The organism is Fortiea sp. LEGE XX443, assembly GCF_015206815.1.
Taxonomy (GTDB): Bacteria; Cyanobacteriota; Cyanobacteriia; order Cyanobacteriales; family Nostocaceae; genus Nostoc_B.
In genome coordinates this window covers 20,789-33,359 of record NZ_JADEXZ010000065.1, presented here as the reverse complement: position 1 = coordinate 33,359, position 12,571 = coordinate 20,789, and the positions used below count along the sequence as shown (strand labels likewise).

Below are 12,571 nucleotides of genomic sequence, written 5' to 3'. Positions count from 1 at the left end.
AAGTTTGATACAAGTAGGCCGCAGGGGGGCAGGGGGCAGGGAGCAGGGGGAAAGAATTAAAAACCATTAATTTGTATCAAGATTTTCGTGAATTGGTATCACCTCATGAACATCTGGGCAACCATCGATAAATTCCTGTAGTTCTGCGATTGCTACTTGTAGATACTGGTTTATCATAGTTCGCTTCTAGACAGATATCTTCCACCGTATTATCTCTCAGTGTTTTTTAGAAATCAAATATGATTCCTATACAAGTGTTAACTAACCTTGAATATGACGCATAACCTCAGCCACTGACCAAGCTTGAGCGATCGCACCTCTTGGTGCGTGTGGCGGGTCACCATCAAAAATTTCTGATATGGAGTAAAGACAATTATCAGAGAGAAAATGGTCTACGAGCGGCTCCCAACTAAAAGGTAGTGGTTCTTTGGGGTAAAAACGCTGCCAAGCACGAGTAAAAGGCCCAATCAACCAACTCCAAACAGTACCTTGGTGGTAAGCGCGATCGCGTTCCTGAGGGCTACCTATGTACTTACCAACGTATTCTGGATCGACAGCATCAAGGCTACGAAGACCATAGGGAGTCAGTAGGCGATAAGTAGCCAAGTCGAGTACCTGGCGACCTTGCTGTTGGGAAAATCCACAATGGTGTAGTGATATAGCAAGAACAGCATTGGGGCGAATTTGGAAATTGCGGCGATCGTCCGGCTCAATAGTGTCGTACAAGTACCCCAACATCGGGTTCCAGAATTTTTGCAGCGAAACTTTGACCTGCTGTGCTTGCTGCTTATAACGCTGTGCTTGCTTTGCCAGTCGTCCTGTATCTCTTACTTGCATCTGGCTTAAGCGTTCTGCCCATTGACTCATCCAACATAAAGCAGAATACCACAGGGCATTGATTTCAACTGGCTTACCATGACGAGGCGTTACAGGTTGACCGTTTACTACTGCGTCCATCCAAGTTAAGGCTACACCGCGAGCATACCAACCCACCAGCCCATCAGTCGCGTCAACCTGGATATTGTAGCGTGTCCCGCCTACAAAGGCTTTGTGAATTTGCTGCACGACTGGAAATTGCTCTGCCAAAAATTCCCAGTCTTGTGTGGCTTCTAAATAAAGTCCTAGTGTTTCAATCCACCATAGGGCCGCATCAATGCTGTTGTAATGTGGTTCACCATCAACATCAGGAAACGCATTAGGAATTAGACCGTGGCGACAGCAACGCCCAAAAGTTTGTAATAGCTCTTTTGCTAAGTCATAGCGTTGTGTAACTAATGCTATGCCAGGTAAGGCAATTAAGGTGTCACGGCCTCTGTCGTTAAACCAGTGATAACCAGCGATTAAGGTAGTACCAGGAATGGAAGCTCGATAAACAATAAACTGATCGCTGGCTTTTAGGAGGTGCTGCCAAATTAAGGATTGGGAAGAGGTAGGGGAGATAAAATTCCCCCTGCTCTCCTGCTTCCCGAAGTTTGCTTGGAGGGAAACCCTCCTGGCAACTTCTCTTCCTGCTCCCCTGCTTCTTGATAGTCCTCTGTCGCCAGTTCCTACTACCCAATCTCCAGCTTTCTGTTGACTGCATCCAAAAATCTGGCAGAGCCTTTCTTGTTCTGCTTCTACTGCTTCTGCAAAGTTTTCAGATACTAAAACACTTTGCTGTGGGTCAGGAAAACCTACCCTTGCTTCTAAAGTCACGGTATCTCCAGGCTGGAGAGTGACGGTTAAATAGCCAGGGCTATAGAGGTCTTCATAATCGCCTAATCCCCGACGTGTCTCTTCTGGTAAGACGTAATTCCAATACCAAAATGCGTCTGCTTGATATTTACCCTGCGTCCAACGTAAGTACCAAGGTTGACCGAAGTTTCCCGAAGCGATCGCTTGTAGACAAACTTGTTGTTGTCCTAGTAATTGTGAAAATTGTAAACTTGCTCCAGCCATTTGCTGGTGATGAAAGTCGCGATCGCAAATGAGTAATCGCAGTTTAAGAGTAGCTGTTTCTGCACCATCATAGCGATAGTGAATCAAAATCCGATGGCATAGCTGGGAAGAGGAAACGGGGCAAGAGGCTGGGGGCAGAGGAGAAATTTCTCCCCTTGTCTCCCTGCTCCTTGTCGCCTCTGCCACTTCTTTCCCTGCTCCCAATTCCCTATCTCCTTCCCAGCCGTAAGGCATCACCAGTTGTCTGCTCAACTGCCAATTATCTTCACCCCAAATCCATTTGGGAACTGGGTTAATCTCGAAAGAGCGCAGTAGTTCGTAACCTGTAGGCTTAATCTCACCACTACCCCAGATATTTGTCCCTAAAGCCACAATTCCTCTGGATACTTCTAAGCTCGCTTCTATGTGCGATAACAGCAGGGTGCGCCCAGAGGGTGGATTTGTAGCGGCAAACAACCAACCGTGGTAGGTTCTTGTACGGATATCAGAAACTGTTCCACTGGCAAAACTTCCTAAGCCATTGGTGAGCAACCATTCTCTTGTATCTAAATTGGCCATTTGCTACTCAAAATCGTTATGACTATGATATAGTCGTAACAGATCGTAATTAAACTGTGAGTCAGCGTAGATGGGTGAGTTTTAACTGACCCGAATTCTAACGCTAATAAAACGGATATAAGTTGAAGGAGAATTAAGTCAATGTCCCTCACTTACGGAACAGAAGGAAGCCTCCGTGTAGGTCAACAGGCTCCCGACTTTACAGCAACCGCTGTAGTAGATCAGGAATTCAAGACAATTAAACTTTCCGACTATCGTGGTAAGTATGTTGTCTTATTTTTCTACCCTCTAGACTTTACCTTTGTTTGTCCTACTGAAATCACAGCATTTAGCGATCGCTACGAAGAATTCAAGAAAATTAACACTGAAGTTCTCGGTGTTTCCGTTGATAGTATGTTCTCCCACCTCGCTTGGATTCAAACCGATCGCAAATCTGGTGGCGTAGGCGACCTCAATTATCCCCTAGTTTCCGATATCAAGAAAGAGATTAGCGCAGCTTACAACGTCCTTGACCCAGCCGCAGGCGTTGCCTTGCGTGGTCTGTTCCTCATTGATAAAGATGGTATCATTCAACACGCTACTATTAACAACCTAGCTTTCGGTCGTAGCGTTGATGAAACCCTGCGGACATTACAGGCTATTCAGTATGTCCAATCACATCCAGATGAAGTTTGCCCCGCTGGTTGGCAACCTGGCGATAAGACTATGAATCCTGACCCTGTGAAGTCTAAAGTCTACTTCGCTTCTGTCTAGAATTTCTTATCTTTCAACCAATGCAGTTTAGTTAACAAATTTCTACTTGATTGTGTTGGAAAAAACCAAGATTTGGGGGATTCTCCCCCATACCCCCGATTGGGGGCGGCAGAATGCCCCCAATCCCCCTACAGAAGGGTTGATCTATTTAGGGTGAAATTTCGATTTTTTCTTAAGTGAACCGTATTGAGCCTTAAACTCTAACAATATTTGTTGGAGTTTAAGGCAAAATTCGTCTAAACCACAGATGAGCAGAGATCAACACAGATATAAAATCAGTGTTAATTTGAATCTTTATCTGTGGTTTTGTTTTCTACAGTACTGAGTGCTGCTTAGTGATGGCGAGGCGTTGAGCCGGTGCTGAGTATAAATCCATTCCTTTAAAATTTTTATATTATTCAATAATAAAAATATGCTAACTTCAACTGATTTTCGTGGCTTATTTAATGAGCGATTTTTCCGTAATTTTTTACCAATACCCGCGACTAATTACTTCAGATTGGAAATAGGAACACCAGATTTTCAACTGCCGGATATTACTAACGGTACTGTGGTGAAATTATCAGATTATCGAGGCAAGCAACCTGTATTATTGGCGTTTACACGCATCTTTACCGAAAAGCAATACTGCCCATTTTGCTTTCCTCATATTAAAGCTTTGAATGAAAACTACGAGGAATTTACCAATCGCGGTATAGAAGTTTTGATGATTACTAGTACTGATGAAAAGCAGAGTCAAATAGTTGTGCAAGATTTAGGCTTAAAAATGCCCTTGTTGAGTGACTCCAGTTGCCAAGTTTTTCGGAGATACAAAGTAGGACAAGCTTTGGGTGCGCCTTTACCAGCGCAGTTTGTGTTAGATAAAGACGGCAAATTGCTTTATGCACATTTGTTTTCGTTTTTAGATCACAATGCTAGTGTTGAAACACTATTAGAACAATTTAATGCCGCGAAACTTGATTGATAATTGTCTCTTGAAAATCCTCTGTACTTACTTTACATCCGACTCGTGTATACATGGTAGCCGCGTCGGAGAGAGGTTGGGGGAGAGGTTATTCCAGCATTAGCAATGTGGCAAAATTCTCTACAGAAGCGATCGCATTCTTAAAAATGAGGGTGTGATTTTTTAAAATCTTATACCAATTCTCTAAAATCCGGCAACATATTCAAACCTCGAAACCCATACTTTATCTGACTTTCTTAATTACGAATTACGTTAGCGCAGCGTTAGCGAGGAACGAGCGTCATTACGAATTACGAATTGGTATTACACCCCCACAAAATCGATGATTTATTTTTTGGATATTCCTAAAGCAGTAGTACTGCGGAGATGTCCATTTTTGGCAAATTTTTGTTGCATAATGTGCCGATAAACTTCCTCATAACCGTCTGTCATCCGCTGAAGGCTAAAATAACTTTCGACATGCTGACGGCAAACATAACGGTCTAACTCTGCTACTTTATCAATTGCATTAACGCACTCTTTCCAATTGTTACAGAGGAAACCCGTTTTACCATGAGCAATTACCTCGGTGGTAGAACCTAATTTCATGGCAATTACTGGTGTACCTGCGGCCATTGATTCCACCATCACTAAACCAAAGGGTTCTCGCCAAGTGATAGGGAATAAAGTTGCGACTGCACCTCCCATTAGGGCATTTTTTTGTTGATGATTAGCTTCACCTAAATACTCAATTTGTTTGCCGTCAATTAGAGGCTTAATTTCTCGCTCAAAGTATTCTATATCAACAACATCTACCTTACCAGCTATTTTTAAATGCCAACCGGATTGTTTAGCAATAGCGATCGCTAAATGTGTTCCCTTCTCTGGCGATATCCGACCTAAAAAGGCTAAATAGGGCGGTTCTTCGGCTTGGGGATGAAACTTGTAACTACTAATATCTATACCATTGTAAATTGTGGCTGTATAGTTAAGACCTAATGAAATTTCCCGTTGGGCATTGGAAATACTGATAAAAGGTTGACGTTTCGCATATTGAAACATCTTTTGATTATCGGGGGTAAAAATACCGTGTAAAGTATGAACTGTCGGGGTATTCACAAGATTGGCATAAGGTAGAGATGCACAGCCCATATGAGAGTGAATTATATCAAACTCATCTGCTCTGTCGTAGACAGAAGCTAACTGCAACATTTCGTAGATACTAGTTTCTTTAACATCCTTATCGAGTCGTAAAGCACGAGGATGTACTGATTCTAGCTTGGCTAAACTGATAGAATCGCCCGATGCGAATAGAGTAACTTCATGTCCGCGCCGGACTAATTCATCAGTCAGTAACCCCACTACCAACTCTATACCCCCGTAAGCTGGGGGTGGTACTCTCTCCAACAGCGGGGAAACTTGAGCTATTCTCATCACAAACCTCCTAAAAGATAAATTTTGAATTAATAGTGTCTATTCGTTGATTTACAGTTGCTTTTTATTTAATATTGATGAGTTTCAGGATGTCACTAACTCAGCATTGTTTTCTAGCACTATCAATTCACTTTGAAAACCAAATTTATAAATAATTGCATCAAAATCTTAGGCTTTAACTCATGAAAATTTTGTCTACCTTTATAGATAAGTTGTATTCTCCGCAAGAGGTAAACTTGCTTTTCAACTTATGAAACTTGGTGGATTGAGCAAGCCTCTTTGGGGCGGGTGCAAGGATGTGAGCTTCGTCGAATGAGGTAAGCCCCTTAATATCCCTTAATTTATTTATGGGGTTCTTCTACACTCTATACCCTTATCCCCTAAACTCCTATTTTTTGACTTTTGAGTTAAATCAGATACACTAGGAAAATATAGAAAATTACTAATTTTTAAACATGAATATTTCTCCAACACAAAAAAAACCGCGTGTCGCATGGCAAGCGGTTTTCTCGATAATCATATTTATTTTTATGTACTTACCTATACTGGTACTAGGGTTTTATAGTTTCAACCAATCTCCTTATAGTGCAACTTGGCAAGGATTTACTCTCGATTGGTATCGCCAACTGTTCAATGATGATCGCATTTTATCCGCTTTGAACAATAGTTTGATAGTTGCCTTTTGCGCCGTGGGAATTTCAGCGGTGTTAGGAACATTAATGGCGGTAGGATTGGCGCGTTATAAATTTCCTGGTAAGAGTTTGTATCGTGGTATTTCTTACTTACCCTTAATTATTCCTGATATTGCGATCGCTGTTGCCACTCTCGTTTTCCTCGCCGCCTTTGCAATTCCTCTGAGTTTATGGACAATTGTCGCGGCTCATGTAGTATTTTGCCTAGCTTACGTAGCAGTAGTTGTTGCGTCACGACTCAACAACTTAGATCCGCACTTAGAAGAAGCCGCATTAGATTTAGGTGCTACACCAGTACAAGCCTTTATTAAAGTATTACTACCTCAATTAATGCCTGGGATTGTGGCTGGTTGTCTGCTGGCTTTTGTTCTCAGCTTAGATGATTTTTTGATTGCTAGTTTTACCGCTGGTAGTGGTTACAACACCATGCCAATGGAAATTTTTAGTCGGATTAGAACTGGTGTAAAACCTGATATTAATGCTCTGAGTGTATTGCTAATTACCGTGTCTGCAATTGTAGCTTTTATCGCAGAGTTGATGCGAATGCTAGGTGAAAAAAAGTAATTTTTTTTTAGTTATAGCGATTTTGTCCAAAAAAAATTAGCGATCGCCAAGATTATTGTAGGCTTTATTACAAAATATCTATTTTGTAATTAATCAAAAATTACATCTATAACTTTGAAATTGAATTAATTAGTACCTTATAAATTAATCACAATCTCTTTATTCAAGCAGAACTAAATTAAGAGCGAATTTGCACTTGCATATATATTAAAATACCCTTGACAATGGCGAGATTCCCGTCCTATGATTTTCTTTGGAATGGAAATTAGTGATATCATTCATTCTCAAATTTAAAAAGTACCCAACACAAAGGGACAAATAAATAAATTCCCCTCATCTGTATTGTTTTTTGCTGGTATATATGCAGATGAAATTAAGTATATATTTATTTGTCTAGAAATCGGTTTTCAATTCGATAATATTGGGGCTAACTTTGGACAAGATGCTACCTCCCCCTCGTTATGCAAATCTGCCAAAATCCCAATTGCTCAAATCCCTTCAATGCTGACGGCAATAGATTTTGCATAAGTTGCGGACAAAGCAGTTTTGGCAAACTGCTCAGGAACCGTTACCGCCTATTAAACCTATTAGGCGAAGGCGGATTTAGCAAAACTTATGCAGCCGAAGATGCAGATAGATTAGATGCACCTTGCGTCATCAAGCAGTTCTTTCCGCAAATTCAAGGAACCGGACACCGTACCAAAGCAGCAGAATTCTTCAAAGAAGAAGCATTTCGGTTGTACGAACTGGGAGAAAATCATAGCCAAATTCCCAGATTATTAGCTTACTTTGCCCAAGGTTCTAGTTTATATTTAGTGCAAGAATTTATTCAAGGTAAGACTCTTTTAGAAGAAGTTAAAAAGCAACCTTTTAACGAGGAAAAAATTCGCCAAGTATTAACTGATTTATTATTAGTTTTAGAATTTATTCATGCTTGTAATATTATTCATCGCGATATTAAACCAGAAAACATTATTCGGCGTGAAACTGATGGCAAACTAGTATTAATTGACTTTGGTGGTGCAAAACAAGTAACCCAAACTAGCATAGCCAGACAAGCTACAGTAATTTATACAATTGGTTATGCTCCCAGTGAGCAGATGGCTGGTTTTGCTTGTCCTGCCAGTGATTTATATGCTTTGGGTGTAACTTGTGTCCGTTTGTTGACTCAATGTTTGCCCATCCAAGATGCTTATGGTCAAATTAAAGATCCTCTTTATGATGCCATGAATGGTAAGTGGTTATGGCAGGAATATGTACAAGCACAAGGTATTTCTATTAGCGAAGACTTAAGCAAAATTCTCGATAAATTACTCCAACATTTGGCGAGTGACAGATATCAATCAGCAACTGAAGTTTTGAATGATTTGAAATCTGCCAAAACAGTAATTATTGAGCCGAAAATAACTCAACCAACTCAACCGACATTACTGCGATTACCAATAGAACCAAAAATTATTACACCATTACCTCCTTTACAAACCTATGAATTTGCAGTAGTTACAGTAGACACAGGCGGTAGAGAAGTCAACCGCGATCGCGCCACTGCCGAGTTCTTTATGGAAGAAATGAGTAAAGGCGTAACCCTCGAAATGGTGGCTATTCCTGGTGGTACTTATCAAATGGGTTCATCCAACTTTGAAGGCGATGCAGATGAACGTCCTCAACATGGAGTTGCGATCACACCCTTTTTTATGGGTAAATATCCCATAACTCAAGCACAGTGGCGTGCTGTTACTACCTTACCCCAAGTCAAACAAACCTTAAATCCCTACCCCTCGAAATTTAAGGGTCACAATCGACCAGTAGAAAACGTTTCTTGGCACGAAGCTATAGAATTTTGCGTCAGACTATCCCAAAAAACCGGACGGGAATATCGCTTACCCAGTGAAGCCGAATGGGAATATGCTTGTCGCGCCGGAACCACCACATACTTTCACTTTGGCGAAAAAATTACCACAGAATTAGTCAACTACAGCGACAGCGATACTTATTTAATAGAAGGCAAAACCAGATATCGTAAAGAAACCACCGATGTTGGCAGTTTTCAGATAGCCAACGCCTTTGGATTGTACGATATGCACGGGTTAGTTTGGGAATGGTGTGCTGACCCGTGGCACAACAGTTACCACGGCGCACCCTCAGACGGAAGAGTTTGGCAAGATGGCGGCGATATCCACCGTCGCGTGTTGCGTGGTGGTTCCTGGAATTTCGGTGCAGAACTGTGTCGCAGCGCCAGCCGCAGTTGGAATGAATCAGATGGCGGTTTAAGAATTTGCGGTTTTCGAGTCGTCTTTTCTGTAGAATAAATTGTAATTTATCTCATTGATAAACTCGCTAATATAGACTGATTCTTAACAGGCTCAAATTTCCAATTTGATACATTAGTCATTTCTAATTGCACATTTTTAAGATTGGCTAACATCAACTCATCTCGTTGATACCATGCTAAAAATATTTTTTCCCTGCCATCGTAGAAAGTATCAGGGTCTAATTGATAACCTTCATTAACTGATTTTAACTTTAATCCTAACAACTTGAGCAATTTACTCAGTATTTTGATTGGTGATATAGTTTCTTCTTCCCTAACTAAATCAATTCCTAGAACGCGTTTAATATGTTTACTGTGTTGGTCAACAACTTCTCTTAACCACAATAAATCAGCATCATTCTCTGCAAATTTTCTTTCTGGATCAAGAAACTGTACCATTCCTAAAGCTCTCATTGCTTCAACCTTGAAGGTATATGTTTTGATATCTGGTAAAAACACTTTTCCTTCACCCCAAAGCAATTGCTGTTGCCATTCATACTGATCTCTAACGTGAAAATAATCACTTTCGTGGGTCAAATAATAGTGAATTAATAATTGAGCATAATAGCCTTGATCATCTCGCATTTTTAGTAAGGGAGTAACTTCTACACCATATTTTTGTTTGAGAGTATATTTGTAAATTTGATTACGCTCGACATCTGTTAGAGAATTTTTTGATGATAGCTGTTGATATTCTACATAATCAATATCTTTTGTTTCTGCAATAATCGTCGCCGTGACTAATTGATTTTTTTGTTTGATTTCCTGCATCTGCTGTTTAATATCTTTAGCCTTTTGGCGTTTATCTGACCAATCTTTTTGGACTTTAACAATTTCTAAAATTAATCTTTTTCGTGTTGCTAAATCACTAGGATCAGTTGCTAAAAATGCTAAACGTAAATCTCGAATAATATTATTGTGAACAGCGTTACTCCGTAGCCAGATTTGATGTCCGTCAGCAGTTAAGCCATCTTGCATAGACTGACGATAGAGACGAATAGAAGCATTGACTCTAGCAGATAATTTAGCCCAAGTACGTAAATGAATTGGGTCATATACTAAAGGTAAATCTACATCTATTTTATGTAGTGGGCTAAGTAATGCTAAATTTTCTGTTTGATTGGCTTGATACCAATCTGATAGTAACCGATAATTTGTACTACCACTACCAATTAAACCAATTCCTCGTTTAGCACACCAAACAATTCGCGGTACATTATCTCTCACGCGTGCTAATGCTTGTCGTGCTTCAGAATCAGGAATTACACCTTGAAAAATGCCATAAACTCTATCAAAATGTTGAACATCAATACTAATACCAGTTCCTAGACTGGGTGTGACAAACAGTGTGTCGTAATCGGCAATTTTTTGGTTAATAGTTGCTACAAACTCAACTGCTGCATGTCCAGGTGTATTTGTAGTTCTACTACTAATTACTAAGCTTTTAGGAAACTGGTAGCGTAATTTTTCTAATCTTTCTTTGAGATAATTTTCAATAGTTTCGCAACTATAACGTCCAGAACGACTATCAGTAGTGACGTAGCATTTACGTCCGGCAAGTAAATCTAATTCTAATTGGTGAATTAGTGGTGTGGGGTTTGGTGAATCATAAAAAGTTATATCCCATCCGCGTTGCGGTTTCCATTGATTTACCAGCACCCAAGGCATTAACTTAGTTCCTGATAAACCATGCAAATATTCTAAGGATACATCTGACAAATCAGCATCCTGGGCGATTACTAAACCTCCAGTTTTTAAAACTGTGGTGATTAATTTCTGGAAATTCTTTAAAATTTTAACGCGTTTGTTTTTGCAAGTATCGCTATTTAATAAATGCCATAATAATTGCTCCACTTCATCTAATATAACTATTCCACCTTGCCAATTATCTGAGTTAATTTTCCAAATAGAGTCAACACATAAACCAAAAGACTCAGTAATTTTGGTTTCAACATAAGATAATAAATGATGATTATTAGTATTTAAACCCCAATTTATCCCAACTTTGTCACATAAAAATTTTCCTAACTGGATTCTGTGGGTAATTAATAATACGGGCTGATTTTTATTTTTTGCTTCTTTAACAATGGCTTGTAATGCTGTCGTTTTACCTGTACCTTTAGCTGATTTAACACCTACTAATCCTGAACTAGGAAAAGATATCTCTCCTAAATAAGGACGGTTGATTGTTAATGCAGGTGGAATAGTTAATTCTGTGTGTGGCTTGGTTTGAGCTAGGTAAATTTCTAAATCAACACTTTGGCGATAGATTTTATTAAAAGCACTGGCATTTTTGGCAACGATTAGCTCATCAACGCCTTTTTCAGGGCCTGGAAGTTCTATAACTCTGACGATGCAATTTTTTTCTTGAAATAAGCTGCCAATTTGAGCGATCGCATTATTTACTGCTGCTATAGTTTTAGGTTTAGTTTCAAAATCAAAACATATATATACGCTGCGTTTTGCAGTTGCAAATAACCTTAAGTCAGGAATAAGTTGACGACTGGTAACTTTACCGAATCCATCTTTGACAACTCGATAACCGCTGGTAATTCCTGGAATTGCGATTGCAGCATACCCCTGTGTCAACAGTGCGGCTGCTTTCTTCGCACCTTCACAGATAATCACGGGTATGTTCTGTTCCATCACCCATTGCCAAAAACCAACAGCTTCCCCACTAGAATTAACGCTGATGTCGTTAGGTAAATTGAGATTGTAACGCTGTGCAGTTTCTTGCCACACTTCCAGCGTTACCCGCAAATAGAATACGCGCGTGGGTGTGCTGGGAGGATGTTCATATTTAATTGCTTTGCCATCATCTTTGGTGCGGGGTTGATCTGGCTTAAAGCATCCCCATTCCATCAATTGCCAATTATTTAGCGGATCGAGTCCAGCACACCACCAACCGCCTGTGGTGATATGACTGTAACGCTGTAACCAGCCACTTTTAATCATACCAACGTTGGTACGCGGCAGTAGTTCAGAAATTAACAGGTACTCATAGGCGATCGCACCTTGAAGAGATTTAAAGTTTAATTGCGCTAAGTATAAATCTATACTACTACCCTTGACTAACTCTTCAAGGTGTTTGGGTTCTAAATAGTGTAGATACATGGTGAGAAGCGCGAATGGAATGGGTTGGATTTAAACCTTATCACGCCTTCCCCAGATTTTTTGATCAGAAAATACTATGTTTTTTTGATATGTTTTTATACCTCGTTGCTGGAAATACAACGGTGAATCAGTAGATGAGCTATTTTGGCTTGCGGGATCGCTCAACTAATAAGCTTGTATTGTAATAATTAGTGAACATTAAATTTTATTTATCAGTATTAATTCGCAAGCTTAAGGTAACGGCTTACTTAAATAGATTAAAAC

At 40.0% G+C, this 12,571-nt stretch carries 7 protein-coding genes; 4 read left to right on the top strand and 3 right to left on the bottom strand.

Translation table 11 applies throughout. The features are described from left to right. Positions 1-261: 261 nt before the first annotated feature. Positions 262-2,496, bottom strand: a complete 2,235-nt coding sequence (locus tag IQ259_RS20655; RefSeq protein ID WP_193887874.1) for an amylo-alpha-1,6-glucosidase — start codon at positions 2,494-2,496, stop codon at positions 262-264. Between the two features lie 141 nt (positions 2,497-2,637). On the opposite strand from IQ259_RS20655, the gene IQ259_RS20650 reads away from it, so the two are divergent. Both IQ259_RS20650 and IQ259_RS20645 read left to right on the top strand, forming a co-directional pair. Further along, on the top strand, positions 2,638-3,249 hold the full coding sequence (locus IQ259_RS20650; RefSeq protein ID WP_193887873.1) for a peroxiredoxin: 612 nt from the start codon (positions 2,638-2,640) through the stop codon (positions 3,247-3,249). Positions 3,250-3,661: 412 nt separating this feature from the next. Beyond that, positions 3,662-4,213: a peroxiredoxin gene (locus tag IQ259_RS20645; protein WP_193887872.1), complete on the top strand. Its 552-nt coding sequence runs from the start codon at positions 3,662-3,664 to the stop codon at positions 4,211-4,213. Between the two features lie 327 nt (positions 4,214-4,540). Here IQ259_RS20645 and IQ259_RS20640 read toward each other — a convergent pair whose 3' ends face one another. Continuing rightward, positions 4,541-5,626 carry a glycosyltransferase family 4 protein gene (locus IQ259_RS20640; protein WP_193887871.1) on the bottom strand — a complete coding sequence of 362 codons (1,086 nt, stop codon included), beginning with the start codon at positions 5,624-5,626 and terminating at the stop codon, positions 4,541-4,543. A 530-nt stretch (positions 5,627-6,156) separates the two neighbouring features. Between IQ259_RS20640 and IQ259_RS20635 the strand changes: the two genes are divergently transcribed. Both IQ259_RS20635 and IQ259_RS20630 read left to right on the top strand, forming a co-directional pair. After that, positions 6,157-6,882 (top strand): ABC transporter permease, encoded by a 726-nt coding sequence (locus IQ259_RS20635; RefSeq protein WP_228014665.1) that lies wholly within the window; start codon positions 6,157-6,159, stop codon positions 6,880-6,882. 461 nt (positions 6,883-7,343) lie between these two features. Further along, a complete protein-coding gene (locus IQ259_RS20630; RefSeq protein ID WP_193887869.1) occupies positions 7,344-9,191 on the top strand; it encodes a bifunctional serine/threonine-protein kinase/formylglycine-generating enzyme family protein in 1,848 nt (615 codons plus the stop codon). An 8-nt stretch (positions 9,192-9,199) separates the two neighbouring features. Here the strand turns inward: IQ259_RS20630 and IQ259_RS20625 are convergent, their stop codons facing one another. Beyond that, positions 9,200-12,307, bottom strand: coding sequence for a plasmid replication protein, CyRepA1 family (locus IQ259_RS20625; protein ID WP_193887868.1), 3,108 nt, complete (start codon positions 12,305-12,307; stop codon positions 9,200-9,202). Between the last annotated feature and the right edge of the window lie 264 nt (positions 12,308-12,571).